The 19,533-nt window shown below is 72.4% G+C and carries 16 protein-coding genes; 8 read left to right on the plus strand and 8 right to left on the minus strand.

The genetic code is table 11. The features are described 5' to 3' along the window. Positions 1–45: 45 nt before the first annotated feature. From OG985_RS29185 to OG985_RS29210, 6 genes are all read right to left on the minus strand, one after another. Positions 46–921, minus strand: a complete 876-nt coding sequence (locus tag OG985_RS29185) for a siderophore-interacting protein (protein WP_371671314.1) — start codon at positions 919–921, stop codon at positions 46–48. A 39-nt stretch (positions 922–960) separates the two neighbouring features. Beyond that, the gene (locus tag OG985_RS29190) at positions 961–2,007 is read right to left on the minus strand and encodes an ABC transporter substrate-binding protein (RefSeq protein ID WP_371671315.1); all 1,047 of its coding nucleotides are present in this window, start codon (positions 2,005–2,007) and stop codon (positions 961–963) included. A 167-nt stretch (positions 2,008–2,174) separates the two neighbouring features. Continuing rightward, positions 2,175–3,335 carry an acyl-CoA dehydrogenase family protein gene (locus tag OG985_RS29195; RefSeq protein WP_371671316.1) on the minus strand — a complete coding sequence of 387 codons (1,161 nt, stop codon included), beginning with the start codon at positions 3,333–3,335 and terminating at the stop codon, positions 2,175–2,177. Positions 3,336–3,341: 6 nt separating this feature from the next. Further along, entirely contained in the window at positions 3,342–4,262 is a 921-nt protein-coding gene (locus tag OG985_RS29200) for a hydroxymethylglutaryl-CoA lyase (protein WP_371674528.1), read from the minus strand. 8 nt (positions 4,263–4,270) lie between these two features. Further along, positions 4,271–6,286: a biotin carboxylase N-terminal domain-containing protein gene (locus OG985_RS29205; RefSeq protein WP_371671317.1), complete on the minus strand. Its 2,016-nt coding sequence runs from the start codon at positions 6,284–6,286 to the stop codon at positions 4,271–4,273. An 11-nt stretch (positions 6,287–6,297) separates the two neighbouring features. Beyond that, positions 6,298–7,914, minus strand: coding sequence for a carboxyl transferase domain-containing protein (locus OG985_RS29210; protein ID WP_371671318.1), 1,617 nt, complete (start codon positions 7,912–7,914; stop codon positions 6,298–6,300). A gap of 95 nt (positions 7,915–8,009) precedes the next feature. Here OG985_RS29210 and OG985_RS29215 point away from each other — a divergent pair, with 95 nt between their 5' ends. The 5 genes from OG985_RS29215 (at position 8,010) to OG985_RS29235 (ending at position 12,558) form a co-directional block, all read left to right on the plus strand. Continuing rightward, positions 8,010–8,606 carry a TetR/AcrR family transcriptional regulator gene (locus tag OG985_RS29215; protein ID WP_371671319.1) on the plus strand — a complete coding sequence of 199 codons (597 nt, stop codon included), beginning with the start codon at positions 8,010–8,012 and terminating at the stop codon, positions 8,604–8,606. A gap of 177 nt (positions 8,607–8,783) precedes the next feature. Beyond that, positions 8,784–9,941 (plus strand): acyl-CoA dehydrogenase family protein, encoded by a 1,158-nt coding sequence (locus OG985_RS29220; protein ID WP_371671320.1) that lies wholly within the window; start codon positions 8,784–8,786, stop codon positions 9,939–9,941. A gap of 35 nt (positions 9,942–9,976) precedes the next feature. Further along, positions 9,977–10,858, plus strand: a complete 882-nt coding sequence (locus tag OG985_RS29225; protein ID WP_371671321.1) for an acyl-CoA thioesterase — start codon at positions 9,977–9,979, stop codon at positions 10,856–10,858. 5 nt (positions 10,859–10,863) lie between these two features. Beyond that, on the plus strand, positions 10,864–11,847 hold the full coding sequence (locus OG985_RS29230) for a cation diffusion facilitator family transporter (RefSeq protein WP_371671322.1): 984 nt from the start codon (positions 10,864–10,866) through the stop codon (positions 11,845–11,847). A gap of 27 nt (positions 11,848–11,874) precedes the next feature. Further along, positions 11,875–12,558, plus strand: a complete 684-nt coding sequence (locus OG985_RS29235) for a maleylpyruvate isomerase N-terminal domain-containing protein (protein WP_371671323.1) — start codon at positions 11,875–11,877, stop codon at positions 12,556–12,558. Positions 12,559–12,594: 36 nt separating this feature from the next. On the opposite strand, the gene OG985_RS29240 is transcribed toward OG985_RS29235, so the two are convergent. Next, positions 12,595–13,389 carry a phosphatase gene (locus OG985_RS29240; RefSeq protein WP_371671324.1) on the minus strand — a complete coding sequence of 265 codons (795 nt, stop codon included), beginning with the start codon at positions 13,387–13,389 and terminating at the stop codon, positions 12,595–12,597. Positions 13,390–13,451: 62 nt separating this feature from the next. Further along, positions 13,452–15,047, minus strand: a complete 1,596-nt coding sequence (locus OG985_RS29245) for a helix-turn-helix domain-containing protein (protein WP_371671325.1) — start codon at positions 15,045–15,047, stop codon at positions 13,452–13,454. Between the two features lie 185 nt (positions 15,048–15,232). Here OG985_RS29245 and OG985_RS29250 point away from each other — a divergent pair, with 185 nt between their 5' ends. Genes OG985_RS29250 through OG985_RS29260 form a run of 3 tightly spaced genes read left to right on the plus strand, consistent with a single transcriptional unit; the run spans position 15,233 to position 19,413 of the window. Then, positions 15,233–16,705 (plus strand): sodium:solute symporter, encoded by a 1,473-nt coding sequence (locus OG985_RS29250; protein ID WP_371671326.1) that lies wholly within the window; start codon positions 15,233–15,235, stop codon positions 16,703–16,705. Positions 16,706–16,762: 57 nt separating this feature from the next. Beyond that, positions 16,763–17,731 carry an agmatinase gene (speB, locus tag OG985_RS29255; RefSeq protein WP_371671327.1) on the plus strand — a complete coding sequence of 323 codons (969 nt, stop codon included), beginning with the start codon at positions 16,763–16,765 and terminating at the stop codon, positions 17,729–17,731. Then, complete coding sequence (locus tag OG985_RS29260) at positions 17,728–19,413, plus strand: thiamine pyrophosphate-binding protein (protein ID WP_371671328.1); 1,686 nt, start codon at positions 17,728–17,730, stop codon at positions 19,411–19,413. Before speB ends, OG985_RS29260 begins: the two co-directional genes overlap by 4 nt. Positions 19,414–19,533 lie beyond the last annotated feature (120 nt).

A 19,533-nucleotide genomic window follows, 5' to 3' on the forward strand; every position in this document is an offset into this window, starting at 1 on the left:
AAACCCGCCTCTTCCGTGACCGGCGTCACTCCGGAACGGCCGTGTCTACTCGGCCTCGCGCAGCTGCTCCTCGCTCAGCCCCTCCCGCCAGTAGCCGACGAAGGTCACCCGGCGGCGGTCGACGCCCCGCTCGCCCACGAAGTGGCGGCGCAGCGCCTTCACGCAGCCGGACTCGCCCGCGATCCAGACGTACGGGCGCTCGGCGGACGGGAGTTGAGCCTCGCGTATCGCCTGCAGGGCCAGGGGGGATTCCGGGGAGCCGGACACGCCGGTCCGGTCGCGCACCAGCCAGGTGATCTCGGCGTCCGCCTCGGTCGTCAGGTCCTGGATGTCCCCGGCGTCCCGCACCTCGAGCCAGACCCGGGCGCGGGTGCCGGCCGGCAGCGACTCGACGATGGCCGAGACGGCCGGCAGGGCGGTCTCGTCGCCCCAGACGAGCACCAGGTCGGTGTCCCGCGGGGGCCGGAAGCGGATCGCCCGGTTGTCCGCGACCGCCGGACCGAGCAGCACCACACGGTCACCGGCGGCGGCTCGCGCGGCCCACCGGGAGGCGGGGCCGGCCTGGCCGGCGGACCCCGGCTGCACGCCGTGCAGCACGAAGTCGATGTCGATCTCGCCGGTGTGCCCGTGCGCGTCGCGGCGCAGCTCCCGCAGCGTGTACGAGCGCATCACCGCCCGCACGTCGTCCGGGAGTTCACGCCACGCCTGCCACCAGCCGTCGCCCAGCTCGATCGGAATGGCGGGCTCGGACTGGCCGGGGTGCGGCAGGAACAGGGACAGGCTCTGGTCGCGTCCGTCGGAGTGGAAGGCGAGCAGGTCGGGTCCGGCGAAGGTGACCCGGACGAGAGACGGGCCGAGCCGCCTCGTCCGCACAACCTGGAGGGAGAAGAAACGGAACGGGGCGGCAACGGCCGTCGTCATGAGAGCTCCTGAGGTTCAGTCAGGGGGCGGGCGGGGAGGTCAGCTGACCTTCTTCGCGTTCTCGAGCGCCACGGCGAGGTTCGTGAGCAGCGGGGTGCACTTGTCGTACGACAGGATCGGCTCGGGGGAGCGTGCGATGACCTGGCCGGCCTTGACGGCGGGCAGCTTCTTCCAGGTGGCCTCGGTGATGTCGGCCGGCTGGATGGTCGAGGAGCGGTCGTCCATCATGATGATGTCGGCGGCGTACTTGTCGACGTTCTCCCAGCTCAGGGACTCGTACCAGCCGCCCCCGACCGCCTTGGACTTCTCCGAGGGCTCGACGAAGTTCACCCCGAGGGCCTTGAAGTACTCCAGGTCGATGGAGAGGTTGGTGCCGGAGACGTAGAAGAGCTCCTGGCTCGCGGAGCCGGCCATCACCTTGATGTCGGGCTTGGCCTTGGCGGCGGCGCGCAGCCGGGTGGCCGCCGCCTCGAACGTCTTCTTGGCGTCGGTGACCTTGGCGGCCGTCATGTCGGCGCCCAGCGACTCGGCGAGCTCCCACATGCGCTGCAACGGCGCGGTGAGCTGACGGTCGTAGACGGAGATGCCGACGCTGGGGGCCAGCTTGGCGATCTTGTCCTTGGAGGCCTCGGGGACGTACCAGAGGGTGCCGGCGCCGTCGAACATCGTGGAGATGAGGACCTGCGGGGCGAGCGCCGCGTACTTCTCGACGCTGAACTGGTCCCAGGCGTTGCCGAGGATGGTCACCTTGCTGATGTCCATGTCGCCGGCCTGGACGTCGGCCTTGCCGTCGGTGGTCCTGGTCGGACCGAAGACGCCCTTGACCGGGATGCCGTAGTCGAACAGGGCGGCGGCGACGCCGGTGAAGGCGACGATGTCCGACGGAACCTTGTCCAGCTTCACGGTCGTGCCGCGGTCGTCCTTGAACGTCCACGGCCCCGAGGCGGCGGCCGTGGTCCGCTCGCCCGAACCACCGCTCGTGTCTTTGTCGTCACCGCAGGCCGCGAGCGCGGCACCGAGGCCGAGGGCGCCGCCCGCGGCGAGGATTCCGCGGCGGGTGAAGTGGGTGGCACGGGCGTTGGGCATGAGTGTGCTGCTTTCGAACGGGGCGGAGCGCCCGCCGGACAAGTCCAACGAAGGTTAGCCTAACCTCAGCAACTGTCCATAGGGCGGGCGGGTCTCCACCCGGGCGCACGGGCCGGCGGCCGCCGGCCGGACGCCGGTCACCCGCGCGCGACGACGAGCCCTCGTCCTCAGCCCGTCAGGCCCAACTCCCTTGCGATCAGCATCCGCTGGACCTCGCTCGTGCCCTCGCCGATCTCCAGGATCTTGGAGTCGCGCCACATCCGGGCCACCGGGTACTCGTTCATGAAGCCGTAGCCGCCGTGGACCTGGGTGGCGTCACGGGCGTTGTCCACGGCGACCGTGGACGAGTACAGCTTCGCCAGCGCCGCCTCCTTCTTGAAGGGGTCGCCGGCCACCAGCCGGGAGGCCGCGTCGCGCCAGGCGAGGCGGGCGGTGTGGGCCTTCATCTCCATGTCGGCGATCTTGAACTGGATGGCCTGGTTCGCCCCGATCGGGCGGCCGAAGGCCTGCCGCTCCTTGGCGTACCGCACCGACTCGTCCACGCAGCCCTGGGCCAGGCCCGTCGCCAGCGCCGCGATGGCGATCCGGCCCTCGTCGAGGATGCGCAGGAACTGCGCGTAGCCGCGGCCCTCCTGGCCGAGCAGGTTCGCCGCCGGGACCCGGACGTCCTGGAAGGACAGCTCCCGGGTGTCCGAGGCGTTCCAGCCGACCTTGGAGTAGGGGGCGGCGACCGTGAAGCCGGGCGTGCCGGACGGGACGATGATCGCGGAGATCAGCGGCCTGCCGTCCGGCTTGCGGCCGGTGACCGCCGTGACGGTGACCAGAGCCGTGATGTCGGTGCCCGAGTTGGTGATGAAGCACTTGGTGCCGTTGATCACCCACTCGTCCGTGTCGGGGTCGAGGCGGGCCGTCGTACGCGTCGCGCCCGCATCCGAGCCGCCGTCCGGCTCGGTCAGTCCGAACGCGCCGAGGATCTCGCCCGAACACAGCCGGGGCAGCCACTCCCGCTTCTGCGCCTCCGTGCCGAAGAGATGGACCGGCATGGCGCCCAGCGAGACACCCGCCTCCAGGGTGATGGCGACCGACGAGTCGACCCGGGCGAGTTCCTCCAGGGCGATGCCGAGGGCGAGGTAGTCACCGCCCATCCCGCCGTACTCCTCGGGGAACGGCAGCCCGAACAGGCCCATGCGGCCCATCTCGCGGACGATCTCGTACGGGAACTCGTGCCGCTCGTAGAAGTCGCCGATCTTCGGGGCGACGACGTCGTGCGCGAACTCCTCGACCGTGCGGCGGAGTTCTTCGAGCTCGGGGGAGAGGCGGTGGTCCATTTCGGGTCACTGCTCCTTGTGGGAGAGGGCTTTGACGGTGCGGGACGGGCTGGGTCGGCCCAGTTGGTCGGCCATCCACACGCTGGTGGCGGTGAGACGGCCGAGGTCGACCCCGGTGTCGATGCCGAGGCCCTGGAGCATCCACACGAGGTCTTCGGTGGCGAGGTTGCCGGTCGCGGACTTCGCGTACGGGCAGCCGCCGAGGCCGCCCGCGGAGGCGTCGACGGTCGTGACGCCGTACTGCAGCGCGGCCAGGGTGTTCGCGAGCGCCTGGCCGTAGGTGTCGTGGAAGTGCACGCCGAGCGCGCCGGCGTCGACGCCCTGTTCGCCCAGCGCGGTGAGGAGGCCGAGGACGTGCCCCGGGGTCGCCACGCCGATGGTGTCGCCCAGGCTCAGCTCGTCGCAGCCCAGGTCCAGCAGGGCCCGGCACACCCGGACGACCTGGGCGACGGGGACCGCGCCCTCCCACGGGTCGCCGAAGCACATGGAGAGATAGCCGCGCACGTGCACGCCCTCGGCCTTCGCCCGGGCCACCACCGGCTCGAACATCGCCAGTGCCTCGTCCACCGTGCGGTTGAGGTTGGCCTTCGCGAAGGACTCGGTGGCGCTGGCGAAGACGGCGACCCGGCGGGCACCCAGGGCCAGCGCGCGGTCGAGCCCGCGTTCGTTCGGCACCAGGACCGGCAGCGCCGCCTCCAGATCGCTCACCAGTGGGAACAGCTGCTCCGCGTCGGCGAGTTGGGGCACCCACTTCGGGTGGACGAAGCTGGTCGCCTCGATCGTGGTCAGCCCCGCGCCGGCGAGGCGGCGGACGAACTCCGCCTTCACCGCCGTCGGCACGGTCGACTTCTCGTTCTGCAGGCCGTCGCGGGCGCCCACCTCGTGGATGCGTACCCGCGCGGGCAGGCCCGGGGCCGGTACGACCATGGGAAGTGTCACTGGTCCTCCTCCACGGGGGCGATGACGGCCAGGACCTGGTCCATGGCGACGGTCGTGCCCGCGGTCACGTCCAGGTGGGCGACGGTGCCGGCGTGCGGCGCGGAGATGACGTGCTCCATCTTCATCGCCTCGACCACCAGCAGGCTCTGGCCCGCGACCACCTCGTCGCCGACGGCGACCTTGACGACCGTGACCGTGCCGGGCATGGGCGCGGTGAGCGAGTCGGCGCCCGCGTGCGCCCCCCGGGTGAGGGACGCGGCCACCGGGTCGTGGTCACGCACGTGCCACGCGTCGCCGTCGCGGCCCAGCCAGGTGCCGTCCGGAGTCGCGGCGAAGGTGTGGGTGACACCGTCGAGCCGACAGGTGAACCGGGCGTCCCCGCCCGGCCGCGGGGGCGGGCCCCCGACCCCGCGCCACGGGGTGCCCTTGCCGTCCAGCAGTACCTCGGCCCCGCCGTCCGCGGTGTCGCGCAGGCGGACGGTCACCGGGTCGTGTCCCGGTACGTGCAGGTGGTGGGCGGTCCACGCGTGCTCGCCGCCCAGCCGCCAGCCGTCCGCGACCGAGAACGGATCGACCCATCCCGCACCGCGCGCGGGGGCGAGCGCGGCCTGACGCAGCAGCGCCGCCGCCGCGTAGACCTCGCCCGGCACCTCGGCGGTCACGAGCGTGTCGACCTCCCGCTCGACCAGCCCCGTGTCCAGCTCTCCCGCCAGCACCGACGGGTGCGCGAGCAGCCGCCGCAGGAACCCGGCGTTGGTGGGGACGCCCAGGACGACCGTCTCCGCGAGCGCCGCCCGGAGCTTCCTGAGCGCGGTCTCCCGGTCCGGGCCGTACGCGATCACCTTGGACAGCATCGGGTCGTACAGGCTGCCGACCTCGGTGCCCTCGCTGAGCCCGGAGTCGGTGCGGACACCGTCACCCTGGGGTTCGCGCAGCCCGAGCACCGTGCCGCCCGAGGGCAGGAAGCCGCGGGAGGGGTCCTCGGCGCAGACGCGGGCCTCCACGGCGTGCCCGGTGAAGGTCACGTCCGCCTGCGCCCAGGGCAGCCGCTCACCGGACGCCACCCGCAGCTGCCACTCGACCAGGTCCAGGCCGGTGACCAGTTCGGTGACCGGGTGCTCCACCTGGAGGCGGGTGTTCATCTCCATGAAGAAATACGAGGAGGGGTCGCCGCCGGGGACGATGAACTCCACCGTGCCCGCGCCCCGGTAGGCGCAGGAGCGGGCCGCCTGGACCGCCGCCTCGCCCATCGCGGCGCGGGTCGGCCCGTCGAGGAGGACGCTCGGCGCCTCCTCGACGACCTTCTGGTGCCGGCGCTGGAGGGAGCACTCGCGCTCGCCCAGGTGGATCACGTTGCCATGGCCGTCGGCCAGGATCTGGATCTCGATGTGACGGGGCCGGTCCACCCACCGCTCGACGAGGAGCGTGTCGTCGCCGAAGGAGGCGCGGGCCTCGCGGCGGGCGGCGCCGATCTCGTCGGCGAGAGCCGCGGGGTCCCGCACCAGGCGCATGCCCTTGCCGCCACCGCCGGCACTCGGCTTCAGCAGGACCGGCATGCCGATCTCCCGGGCGGCGTCGGCGAGTTCGGCGTCGGTGAGCCCGCTGCCGCTGGAGCCCGGCACGACCGGCACCCCGGCCGCCCGCACCGTCTCCTTGGCGCGGATCTTGTCGCCCATGAGGGAGATCGCCTCGGCGGACGGCCCGACGAAGACCAGCCCGGCGTCGGCGCAGGCGCGCGCGAAGCCGGCGTTCTCCGCCAGGAAGCCGTATCCGGGGTGGACGGCCTGGGCGCCCGTGCGCTCGGCCGCCTCCAGCAGCCGCCGCACCGACAGATAGCTCTCCGCCGCCGGCGCCGGACCGATCCGTACCGCCGTGTCGGCCTCCCGGACGTGCCGGGCGTCGGCGTCCGCGTCGGAGAAGACGGCCACCGAGCGCACGCCCAGCGAGCGCAGCGTGCGGATGACGCGCACGGCGATCTCGCCCCGGTTGGCCACGAGCACTGTGTCAAACATGAGTCCCCTCCTCACATCCGGAAGACGCCGAACCGCGGCTCGCCCAGCGGCGCGTTCGCGCACGCGGTCAGGGCGAGCCCCAGCACCGGACGGGTCTCCAGCGGATCGATCACACCGTCGTCCCACAGGCGCGCGGTGGCGTAGTAGGCGTTGCCCTGGCGCTCGTACTGCGCGCGGACCGGGTCCTTGAAGGCCTCTTCGTCCTCGGCGGGCCAGGACTCCCCGCGCGCCTCCAGCTGGTCCCGCTTGACGGTCGCGAGGACCGAGGCGGCCTGCTCGCCGCCCATGACGGAGATCTTGGCGCCCGGCCACATCCACAGGAAGCGCGGCGAGTACGCCCGGCCGCACATCGAGTAGTTGCCCGCGCCGTAGGACCCGCCGACCACCACCGTCAGCTTGGGCACGCGCGTGCAGGCCACCGCCGTGACCATCTTGGCGCCGTGCTTCGCGATGCCGCCGGCCTCGTAGTCCCTGCCGACCATGAAGCCCGAGATGTTCTGCAGGAACACCAGCGGGATTCCGCGCTGGTCGCACAGCTCGATGAAGTGGGCGCCCTTCTGGGCGGACTCGGAGAAGAGGATGCCGTTGTTGGCGACGATCCCGACCGGGTGGCCGTGGATCCGGGCGAAGCCGGTGACCAGGGTCTGCCCGAACTCGGCCTTGAACTCGGAGAAGCGGGAGCCGTCGGCCACGCGCGCGATGATCTCGCGCACGTCATAGGGGGTGCGGGAGTCGACCGGCACCGCGCCGTACAGCCCGAACGGGTCCGCCTTCGGCTCGACGGGCGCCGTCACCTCCCAGGGCAGCAGGCCCCGCGCGGGAAGCGTGGCGACGATGTTCCGCACGATCCGCAGCGCGTGCGCGTCGTCCTCGGCGAGGTGGTCGGTGACGCCCGACACGCGCGCGTGGACCTCACCGCCACCCAGTTCCTCGGCGGTCACGACCTCACCGGTGGCGGCCTTCACCAGCGGCGGCCCGCCGAGGAAGATCGTGCCCTGGCCGCGGACGATGACGGCCTCGTCGCTCATGGCCGGGACATACGCCCCGCCGGCCGTGCAGGAGCCGAGCACGGCCGCGATCTGCGGGATGCCGGCGCCCGACATCCGGGCCTGGTTGTAGAAGATCCGCCCGAAGTGCTCGCGGTCCGGGAACACCTCGTCCTGCATGGGCAGGAAGGCTCCGCCCGAGTCGACCAGGTAGAGACAGGGGAGACGGTTCTCGAGAGCGACCTCCTGCGCGCGCAGGTGCTTCTTCACCGTCATCGGGTAGTAGGTGCCGCCCTTGACGGTGGCGTCGTTGGCGACGATCACGCACTCGCGGCCGCTGACCCGGCCGATCCCGGCGATGACCCCGGCGGCCGGGGCCTGTCCGTCGTACATCCCGTCGGCGGCCAGGGGTGCCAGCTCCAGGAAGGGGGAGCCGGGGTCGAGCAGCGTGTCCACGCGGTCGCGCGGCAGCAGCTTCCCGCGCGCGGTGTGCCGGGCCCGGGCCTTCTCACCGCCGCCCAGCCGGGCCGCGGCCAGCTTGCCGCGCAGCTCCTCGACGAGGGCGCGGTGCGCCTCCTCGTTGGCCCTCCAGGCCTCCGACGCGGGATCGGCCGCGCTCTGGAGCTCCGGTGCCTCTTGCATCCTGCGGTCCCCTCACCCAGCGATCGACTGTTAATGAGCGTTAACCATTTCCTTCAGGTTAACGACCGCTAACCTCCCTGTCTAGAATTGCTTCCATGACCACCAGAACCGACGCTCCCACCCGGCGCGAGCAGATCCTCAAGGAGGCCGCCCGGCTGTTCGCCGAGCGTGGTTTCCACGGCGTCGGCGTCGACGAGATAGGCGCCGCGGTCGGCATCAGCGGGCCGGGTCTGTACCGGCACTTCGCCGGCAAGGACGCGATGCTGGCCGAACTGCTGGTCGGCATCAGTGGCCAGCTGCTGACCGGCGCGAAGCGCCGCCTCCAGGAGGCCCGTCAGGCGGCGGACCCCGAGGCGGCCCTCGACTCGCTCATCGAGGGCCACATCGACTTCGCCCTCGATGACCGGCCTCTGATCACCCTGCACGACCGCGAGCTGGACCGCCTCCGGGACACCGACCGCAAGCTGGTGCGGCAGTTGCAGCGGCAGTACGTGGAGCTGTGGGTGGAGGTGGTCCGCGAGGTGGACCCGGGCCTCACCGAACCCGCGGCCCGCTCGGCGGTCCACTCGGTGTTCGGGCTGCTGAACTCCACCCCCCACCTGGGCCGCCCCGGCGCGCTCCCCGGCCGCGCGGGCACCGCGGCCCTGCTGCACCGCATGGCGAGGGGAGCCTTCGCGGCCGCCGGAGAGTGACGAGCGTTACGGCATCGCCCTGCCCCGATCCTCTGGACGCGTCTGCCTACCCGCCGGTACGGTTAATGAGCAAGCGCTTAGCCATGGGGACCGCAATCACGCATTGAGCAACCCCCACGGCGAGCAACCACGTACGCGAGAGCGGCGCCGGTTTAGGCGCAAGGAAGGGTGGCGGCGGTGCGCCGTACGGTGTTCAACGAGGACCACGAGGCGTTCCGGGAGACCCTCCGGGCCTTCATCGAGGCCGAGGTCGTCCCGGTCTACGACGAGTGGTTCGCCGCCGGCCAGGCGCCGCGCGACTTCTACTACAAGCTCGCCGAGCTCGGTGTCTTCGGCATCCGCGTCGACGAGGAGTTCGGCGGCGCCGGCATCGACTCGTACAAGTTCGAAGCCGTCATGTACGAGGAGACCGCCCGCGCGGGCGTCCAGTTCGGCGGCTCCGGCGTGCACGTGCTGCTCGGCCTGCCGTACATCAAGATGCTCGCCACCGACGAGCAGAAGAAGCGCTTCCTGCCGAAGTTCGTCTCCGGCGAGGAGATGTGGGCCCTCGCGATGACCGAGCCGGGCACCGGCTCCGACCTCGCCGGCATGAAGACCACCGCCAAGCTCTCCGAGGACGGCACGCACTACGTCCTCAACGGCTCCAAGACCTTCATCACCGGTGGCGTCCACGCCGACCGCGTGATCGTCTGCGCCCGCACCTCCGCGCCGACCGCCGAGGACCGCCGCTTCGGCATCTCCCTGTTCGCCGTGGACACCAAGGCCGAGGGCTACTCCATCGGCCGCAAGCTCGACAAGCTCGGCCTGAAGACGTCCGACACCGCCGAGCTCGCCTTCGTCGACGTGAAGGTTCCCGTCGAGGACCTCCTCGGCGAGGAGAACAAGGGCTTCTACTACCTCGGTCACAACCTGGCCTCCGAGCGCTGGGGCATCGCCTTCGGCGCCTACGCCCAGGCCAAGGCCGCGGTCCGGTTCGCCAAGGAGTACGTCCAGGAGCGCACGGTCTTCGGCAAGTCCGTCGCCTCGTTCCAGAACACCAAGTTCGAGCTGGCCGCCTGCCAGGCCGAGGTGGACGCGGCGGAGGCCGTCGCCGACCGCGCGCTCGAAGCCCTCGACGCGGGCGAGCTCAGTGCCGCCGAGGCCGCCAGCGCCAAGCTGTTCTGCACCGAGGTCGCGCACCGTGTCATCGACCGCTGCCTCCAGCTGCACGGCGGCTACGGCTTCATGAACGAGTACCCGATCGCCCGCCTGTACGCGGACAACCGTGTCAACCGTATCTACGGCGGCACCAGCGAGATCATGAAGTCGATCATCGCGAAAAACATGGGTCTGTAAGGTCCGCGAAATTCCCCCCCGGTAGAACTGAGCCCATGAGCCAGGCACTACTCGATCTCCTCGATCTGCTCGACCTGGAGCCGATCGAGGAGAACATCTTCCGCGGCCAGTCGCGGTCCGCCGTCGTCCCCCGGGTCTTCGGCGGACAGGTCGCGGCCCAGGCGCTGGTCGCCGCCGGGCGGACCGTCCCCGCGGACCGCCACGCCCACTCGCTGCACGCGTACTTCCTGCGCCCCGGCGATCCCGGCGCGCCCATCGTCTACAACGTCGACCGGCTTCGCGACGGTCGCTCCTTCACCACCCGCCGGGTGGTCGCCGTCCAGCACGGCAAGCCGATCTTCGGCCTGTCGGCGTCCTTCCAGACGTACGAGGACGGCCTCGACCACCAGGCCCCGATGCCGTCCGCGCCGGACCCGGTGACGCTGCCCACCTCCCGGGAGCGGCTGCGCGGCTACGACCACCTCCCGGCGGAGGTGGTGGAGAAGTTCATCGAGGCGCGCGAGGCGATCGACCTGCGCTACGTCGAGGAACCGCCGTACGGCGAGTTCGGCCGGCCCCGCGAGCCCCGCTCACAGGTGTGGTTCCGCACCAACGGCAAGCTCGAGGGCGCCGTCGACGCACCCCTGCTGCACGTCGTCCTCGCCACGTACGTCTCCGACATGACCCTCCTGGACTCCGTCCTGCTCGCGCACGGCCGCGGCGGCTGGGCCGTCGGCGACGTCGTCGGGGCCTCGCTGGACCACGCCATGTGGTTCCACCGGCCGTTCCGCGCCGACGAATGGCTGCTCTACGACCAGGAGTCGGCGTCGGCCTACGGCGGTCGTGGCCTCGGCCAGGCCCGCATCTACACGCAGGACGGCCGGCTCGCGATCTCCGTCGTCCAGGAGGGCTTGGTCCGCGTCCCCCGGGAAGACTGACAGGCATGGCAGCAGCGCAGGCGGAACCGACGCAGGAACAGGGCGGCGGCGAGAGCACCTTCACGGTGATCGTCGCCGCCGTCGCCAATCTCGGCATCGCGCTCGCGAAGGCGGTGGCCGGCGTCATCAGCGGATCCAGCGCGATGCTCTCGGAGGCCGCGCACTCCGTCGCCGACACGGTCACCGAGGTCCTGCTGCTGACCGCCCTCAAACGCAGCGCGAAACCGGCCGACGAGGACCACCCGCTCGGTTACGGCCCCGAGCGATACATCTGGGCCATGCTCGCCGCCGTCGCCACCTTCGTCGGCGGCGCGGTCTTCTCCCTCTACGACGGCATCCACACCCTGGTCGCGGGCGAGGAACTCGGCGACCCCCTCGTCTCGTACATCGTGCTCGCCGTCGCCTTCCTGCTGGAGGGCTACTCCCTGCGCACCGGCATCCGGCAGGCGCGCGGCGAGGCGGCCAGGGCCCGCGTGCCCTTCGGGCGCTATCTGCGATACACGCCCGACACCGCGGTGAAGGCCGTCGTCCTGGAGGACTCCGCCGCCCTCGTCGGTCTCGTCCTCGCCGCGGGCGGACTGCTCGGCGGGCAGCTCACCGGATCGGGGGCGTGGGACGGAACCGCCTCGCTCCTCATCGGCGTACTCCTGCTGTACGTCGCCTGGGTGCTCGGCCGCTCCAACGCCGAACTGCTCATCGGGCGGCCGCTGCCCCGGCCCGTGCGGGAGCGGATCCGGGCGGAACTGCTCGCGGTCGAGCACATCGAGGCCGTCCTGGAGCTGACCACGCTCGTGCAGGGCCCGAGCGAAGCCCTCGTGGCCGCCAAGGTCGACTTCCGGGACGTGTCCACGGCCGCCCAGATCGAATGGGCCTGCGAGCAGGCCGAGCAGCGGCTGCGGGAGGTCGTCCCCGCGGTGAGCCGGGTCTACCTGGACCCGACGCCCGGATACGCGCAGCGGCGCGCGGAGGGCCTCAATCCCTGGCCGTGACCGGCCGCCCTCGGCTTGGATGGGGGCATGACCGTCATGGACACGGAAGAGTCATGGAACCCGCGCGGCGGACGCCTCCGGACCGCCTTCCCGGAGGCGGTCCGGGTCGCCTCCGGACTGCTCGCCGAACCGGCCGTCGCCGCGGCCTGGGACCGGCCCAGCGCCCTGCCGGACTTCACCGTCGGCGGCCTCGCCGCGCACCTCGCCGGGCAGGAACTCGCCCTGCCCGGCCTGCTCGCGGGGCCGGACCCCGCCCAACCGCTGATCTCCCTGCGGGAGTACTACACGCAGCGGGTGACCTGGCTGGACGCCGGCGTCGACGGAGCCGTCAACATCCGGATCCGCAAGGGCGGCGAGGCCAGGGCGGCGGACGGACCCGAAGCGCTCCTCGCCCGCCACCGGGAGGCGGTCGGACAGGTGGAGGCCGAGCTGCCGGGCGTGCGTGCCGGGCGGCCGGTCCGGATGGACACGTGGGGCGACTGGTCCCTCGACCTCGACGACCTCCTGCTCACCCGGCTGATGGAAGTCGTCGTCCACACCGACGACCTGGCCGTCAGCGTCGGACTGCCCACCCCGCGGTTCCCCGAGCGGGTGACCGCACCCGTCGTCGACCTGCTGGTCCGCCTGGCCGTCCACCGCCACGGCACCACCGACGTGATCCGCGCCCTCGCCCGCGCCGAACGCGCCCCCGCGTCGATCGCCGGGATCTGACACCTCGGCCCGGCACCAGCGCCGCCTGCCTCGGCACTAGCTCTGCGTGAGTCCGGCCTCCGCCAGCAGGTACGCCGTCATCGGGTCGTAGTGGCGCGGGCTGAGCACGTGGTCGTCGAGGGGGACCGTCACCTGGACGGTGCCCTCCGCCTCGGCGAGGAACAGGGCCGGGTCGTTGCAGTCGGCGTAGCCCACCGAGTCCACGCCGTGCCGGCCGGCGTACCCGGCCCAGCCGTGGTCGGCGACGACCAGGTCGGGCAGCGGGCGCTCCGCGCGCTCCAGGGCGGTGAGGATGGCCTTCATCGGCTCGCCGGAGTGCGTGTGCCACAGCGTGGCGCCGTGCTCGAGCACCGCCACGTCCGCGAACTGCATGACGTACCCCTCGTCCGTCTGCAGCCCGTCCGGGATCACGACGATCTCGCAGCCGGCCGCGCGCAGGGCGGCGGCCGTGGCACGGTGCACGTCGAGGAGGCCGCCCGGGTGACCGGTGGCGAAGAGGACCCGCTGCTGCCCGTCGGCGGCCTTGCGCAGCCGCCCCGCCATGCGCTGCAGCGCGTCGACGGTCAGCTCGGGGTCGATGGTGTCCTGGCCGAACCGGTACTCGGGGTCGTCGTTCACGCCGACCCGCTCCGCCATCACCGCGAGCACGTCCTGCTCGTCGGTCCAGCGGTCGCCGAGCTCCAGGCCGAGCCAGAAGTTGCGGACGCCGTTCGCGAGCTGGCGGTAGTGGGAGAGGTTGTTCTCGCGGGGCGTCGCGACATCGCCCGCGATGCGGGTCCGTACGAGGTGGTCGACGAGCTCGGCGCGGCTGGGTGTCCCGGGTATCGGCATGGTTCCCATTGTGAGGCAGGCGACTGTGCGGGTCCCCGGCGTCCCGCACGCTGGGACGTGTGTCACTGGTCCTCTTGACGCAGGGCGAACCACAGCTCCATGCGTACGTCCGGGTCGTCCAGGTCCGTGCCGAGGAGGGCCGCGCAGCGGGCGATCCGCTGCCGGACGGTGTTGCGGTGGACGGACAGGGCGACCGCCGTGCGGTCCCAGCCGCCGTGCAGGGAGAGCCAGGTGCGCAGGGTCTCGGTGAGGGCGGGAGACGCGGTGATGGGGGCGAGGACGGCACGGGCGTGGGCCTCGGCCTCGTCCCGGGGGACCAGCGCGGCGAGGCCGGGGCGGGCGCCGTGGCGGACCAGCGCCGTGCGGCCGGCGCGGGCCCGGGCCAGGGCGCGGGCCGCCCGGGCGTCGGCGGCCGGCCACTCCGGCGGGGCGGCGGCGTCGCTGACCCCGAGCGTCCAGCCGGGCTGCGGCTCCGGTTCGCGGTCGGCCGGGACGAGGACCCGTACGAGGTCCTGTGCCAGGTCGATCAGTGGGGAGCCGAGGGCCGCGCCCAGGGCGGCGGCGGCCACGGCGTCGGGAGCCCGGGCGTCCGGACGGGCGGCGTGCACGACGAGCCACCGCTCCCCGCCGAGCAGCGGCGCGACCGTCTCCGGCGCGGCGCCGAGCAGCAGCCGGACCAGTGCGGACGACCGGGCCGCACCCGCGCCGCCCCGGTGCTCGCCGGTCAGCAGCGAGAGCAGGACGGCGGCGACCGAGGCGATCGTGTGATCCCCCGCCTCCCGCCCCGCCACCGCGACCCCGAGCACGAACCCCTGCCCGCTACCGAGCGCGTAGGCGGCGAGACGCGTGCCGCCGACGGTGTCGGTGGCGGAGGCGGGACCCGTGTCGGCCGGCGTTCCCGCGTCGGCCCGCGCACCCGCCTCGGCCCACGCCCCCGCCTTCGCCGGGGCGCCGGGACGCGCCGGGCCGCCCTGATGTGTCGGTCGTACCACCCGGGCCAGCGCGGCCAGCGCTTCCGCCGCCTCGGGTTCCGGGTGTCGTCCCGCCGAGGCGAGCTCGGCTCCTTCCGGGTCGTACAGGACGGTCCGGCCGCCCAGGCGTTGGGCGAGGCGGCGCAGGACCGACGGGACCGGGTCGGGGCCGGAGGCCGCGGCCGCCAGGCTCTGCTGGGCGGCCGTGACGCGGCGCAGTTCCGCCAGGCGGGCCTGGGCCATGAGCTGCCAGACCGCACGGGCCACGCCGGAGAAGGTGGTCTGCGGCGGCACTTCCAGGAGCGGGAGCCCGTACGCGTCGCAGGCCGCGGCCAGCGCCCGCGGCACCGTGTCGTGCACCGGGGCCAGGCCGAAGCCGAGGGCCGCGCCGCCCGCCGCCACGATCCTGGAGACGTAGTCGTCGAAGTACGTCCCCGGTCCCGGCCTCGCTCGACCGGAGGAACCCTCGTCGGCGGCCGCCGCATCCGGGATGTGCACGCCGGCCGTCAGCAGCAGTTCACCGCCGAGCAGGTACGGGTACGGGTCCGCCATCTCCGAGGTGTGCGCCCAGTGGATCACCACGTCCGGATCCGCCGGCCCGGCGATGTGGCGCAGGGCGAGGTCCTCGCGGGCCAGCAGGGCCGCGAGGGGTACGGGCGGGGTGGGCGGAACGGCGGGGTCCGGCATGGTGGACGTTCCTTCCATCCAGAGCACCGGGAATGGATGAAACGTACACTTCGCAGTCGCTTTCCGGCCACCTATGTCGGTCCCGACCGGCAGCCACGGGTACGGGCGGATGTCCCCGTGAACCGCTGCCGACCGTCCCCGGTATCTGCACGACACGCCACCGAGAGTGCGCGAAGGAGGGCCCCATGGCCGTCGACTACACAGTGATCGTCGTCTACCTGGCCGGCATGCTGGCCGTGGGCTGGTGGGGCATGCGCCGCGCCAGGTCCAAGAGCGAGTTCCTCGTGGCCGGCCGCCGGCTCGGGCCCGCGATGTACTCCGGGACCATGGCGGCCATCGTCCTCGGCGGCGCCTCCACCATCGGCGGCGTGGGCCTGGGCTACCAGTACGGGCTGTCCGGGGCCTGGATGGTCTTCACCATCGGCCTGGGCCTGCTGGCGCTGAGCGTCTTCTTCTCCGCCCGCATCGCCCGCCTCAAGGTCTACACCGTCTCCGAGATGCTCGACCTGCGCTACGGCGGCCGGGCGGGCGTCATCTCCGGCGTCGTCATGTGGGCGTACACGCTGATGCTCGCGGTGACCTCCACCATCGCGTACGCCACGATCTTCGACGTCCTCTTCGACATGAACCGGACCGTCGCGATCGTCCTCGGCGGCTCGATCGTCGTCGCCTACTCCACGCTCGGCGGCATGTGGTCCATCACGCTCACCGACATGGTGCAGTTCGTCGTGAAGACCGTCGGCGTGCTGCTCCTGCTGCTGCCGATCGCGGTGGTCCGGGCCGGCGGCTTCTCCGAGATGCGGGCGAAACTGCCCACCGAGTACTTCGACCCGCTGGGCATCGGCGGCGAGACGATCTTCACCTACGTGCTGATCTACACCTTCGGCATGCTCATCGGCCAGGACATCTGGCAGCGCGTGTTCACCGCCCGCGGCGACCGGACCGCCAAGTGGGGCGGCACCGTCGCCGGCACCTACTGTCTCGTCTACGCCCTCGCCGGCGCCGTCATCGGCACCGCCGCCAAGGTGCTCTACCCCAAGCTCACCAGCCCCGACGACGCCTTCGCGACCATCGTCAAGGACGAACTGCCCGTCGGCGTCCGAGGTCTGGTGCTCGCCGCCGCCCTGGCCGCCGTGATGTCGACGTCCTCCGGCGCGCTCATCGCCTGCGCGACCGTCGCCAACAACGACATCTGGTCGCGGCTGCGCGGAGCGGTCCGGCCGGCCGCCGTGCCCGCCGAGGACGCGCGGGACGAGGTCAGGGACAACCGGGTGTTCATCCTGGTGATGGGCCTCGCCGTGATCGGCACGGCGATCGCCCTCAACAACGTCGTCGAGGCGCTGACCGTGGCGTACAACCTGCTCGTCGGCGGTCTGCTCGTGCCGATCCTGGGCGGGCTGCTGTGGCGGCGCGGCACCGTGCAGGGCGCCCTGGCCGCCGTCACCGTCGGCGGTCTCGCGGTGATCGGCCTGATGGCGGGCTACGGCATCCTCGCCAACGAACCCGTCTACTACGGGCTGCTGTCCTCCCTGGCCGCCTACGTCGTCGTGTCCCTGGCGACCCGGCCGACCGACGCGGCCGTCCTCGCCGCCTGGCGCGAGCGGCTCGCCGGCCGGACTCCCGAACGCGTATCCGAACCGGTGCCGGCTTCCCAGTAAAGTCGTCAGAAGACGCAGTACATACGCGATGAAGCGTAGGAAAGAAGGCAGTTCCCCATGAGCAGCAACGAGACGCCCCGCGGCCCCGTCGACTCCTCCCGCATCCCGCGCTACGCCGGACCCGCGACCTTCGCCCGGCTGCCGCGACTGGACGAGGTCGGCCGCGCCGACGTCGCCGTGATCGGTGTGCCGTTCGACTCGGGCGTCTCCTACCGGCCGGGCGCCCGCTTCGGCGGCAACGCGATCCGCGAGGCGTCCCGGCTGCTGCGCCCCTACAACCCGGCCCAGGACGCGTCCCCCTTCGCGCTGGCGCAGGTCGCGGACGGCGGCGACATCGCCGTGAACCCGTTCGACATCCACGAGGCCGTCGACACCGTCGAGGCCGCCGCCGACGACCTGCTCGGCACGGGCGCCCGCCTGATGACCCTGGGCGGCGACCACACCATCGCGCTGCCGCTGCTGCGCTCCGTGGCGAAGAAGCACGGCCCGGTAGCCCTGCTCCACTTCGACGCGCACCTCGACACCTGGGACACCTACTTCGGCGCCGAGTACACGCACGGGACCCCGTTCCGCCGCGCGGTCGAGGAGGGCATCCTCGACACCTCCGCGCTCTCCCACGTCGGCACCCGCGGCCCGCTGTACGGCAAGCAGGACCTCACCGACGACGAGAAGATGGGCTTCGGCATCGTCACCTCCGCGGACGTCTACCGCCGGGGCGCCGACGAGGTCGCCGACCAGCTGCGCCAGCGCATCGGCGACCGCCCGCTGTACATCTCCATCGACATCGACTGCCTCGACCCGGCGCACGCGCCCGGCACGGGCACGCCGGAGGCGGGCGGCATGACCTCCCGCGAACTCCTGGAGATCCTGCGCGGCCTCGCCTCCTGCCACCTCGTCTCGGCCGACGTCGTCGAGGTGGCCCCCGCCTACGACCACGCCGAGATCACCTCGGTGGCCGCGTCCCACACGGCGTACGAACTGACCACGATCATGTCCCGCCAGATTGCCGAGGCTCGTTCGAAGTGACCCACGACCACGACCTGGAACTCCGTCCCACGCCCGCCCAGACGGAGGCCGCGCTCAACCCTCCTCCAGGCCGCAACGGCGGAGACCTGGTCGTGGAGACACTGGCCGGGCTGGGGGCGACGACCGTCTTCGGACTGCCCGGCCAGCACGCCCTCGGCATGTTCGACGCGCTGCGCCGCTCGGACCTGCGGTACGTCGGCCTGCGGGTGGAGAACAACGCGGGCTTCGCGGCGGACGCCTACGGCCGGGTCACCGGCGAGGCGGCGCCGCTGCTGCTGTCCACCGGCCCGGGCGCGCTGACCTCGCTGGCCGCGCTCCAGGAGGCCGCGGCCGCCTCCGCCCCCGTGCTGGCGATCAGCAGCCAGATCCCGACCCCCGGCCTCGGCGGCGGCCGCCACGGCTATCTCCACGAACTCCCCGACCAGGCGGCCTCGTTCCGGGGTGTGGTGAAGTCGGTCCACACCGTGCGCACCCAGTCCCAGATCCCGTCCGCGGTCGCGGCGGCCTGGAAGTCGGCGCTGACGGCCCCGCACGGGCCGGTGTGGGTGGAGATCCCGCAGGACGTCCTGCTCGCCCGGACGCCCCTCCCGGTCGTGACGGCGGTGGACGCGACCCCCGAGGAACTGCCGCCGCGCCCCGAACTGACCGCCGTGGCGGCCCACCTGCTCTCGCGGGCGGCGCGCCCGGTGATCATCGCGGGCGGCGGGGTCGTACGGGCGGACGCGTCACGGAAGCTGCGTCAGCTGGCGGAGAAGCTCCAGGCACCCGTGGTCACGACCTTCGGCGGCAAGGGCGCCTTCCCCTGGGAGCACCCCCTCTCCCTCCAGTCCTGGCTGGAGGACCGGCACACCACCGACTTCCTGGAGGACGCCGACGTCGTCCTGGTCGTCGGCTCGGGTCTCGGTGAACTCTCCTCGAACTACCACACGTTCAGGCCCCGGGGCCAGGTGATCCAGATCGAGGCGGACCTCGGCAAGCTCGAGTCCAACCAGCCGGCGCTGGGCATCCACGCGGACGCGCGCCTCGGGCTCCAGGCCCTGCTGGAGACGGTGGACGCGCGGGAGGACGCGGGCGCCCCGGAGCGCGTAAGCACGCTGCTGTCGAAGGTGCGTGAGCGCATCGACGCCCAGGAACTCACCCTGGAGCAGAACCTGTTGGCGTCGGTGCGGCGGGCGCTGCCGGCCGACTCGCCGTCCTTCTGGGACATGACGATCCTCGCGTACTGGGCGTGGTCGGCCTTCGACGCCAAGGGGCCCAACCACATGCACTCCGCGCAGGGCGCCGGTGGCCTCGGCTACGGCTTCCCGGCGGCGCTGGGCGCGTCGGTCGCCGACCCCACCCGCCCGGTGCTCGCGGTCTCCGGCGACGGCGGGGCGCTGTACTCGATCGCCGAACTGGCGACGGCACGGCAGTACGACCTGAACGTCACCTGGCTGATCGTCGACGACGGCGGCTACGGCATCCTGCGCGAGTACATGACCGACACCTTCGGCCAGGCCACGGCGACCGAGCTGAGCCGCCCGGACTACGTGGCCCTGGCCGAGTCGTTCGGCGTCCCGGGGACGCGCACAACCCCCGAGACCCTGGAACAGGACCTGGCGAAGGCCCTCACCTCACCCGGCCCCTCGATGGTCGTCCTCCCGGCCCTGCTGCGCATGTTCGCACCCACCCACCTGACCTGACCTGACCGAACGCAACACCCGCCCCACCCAACGCGGTTCGGCAACGCCCCACGGGCCCGCGGCGAACGGCGCAAACACCCACAACGAACGGGCACCCGCCCACGCGGTCGGCCCCGATCG

Origin of the sequence: Streptomyces sp. NBC_00289 (assembly GCF_041435115.1) — a bacterium.
Classification (GTDB): domain Bacteria; phylum Actinomycetota; class Actinomycetes; order Streptomycetales; family Streptomycetaceae; genus Streptomyces.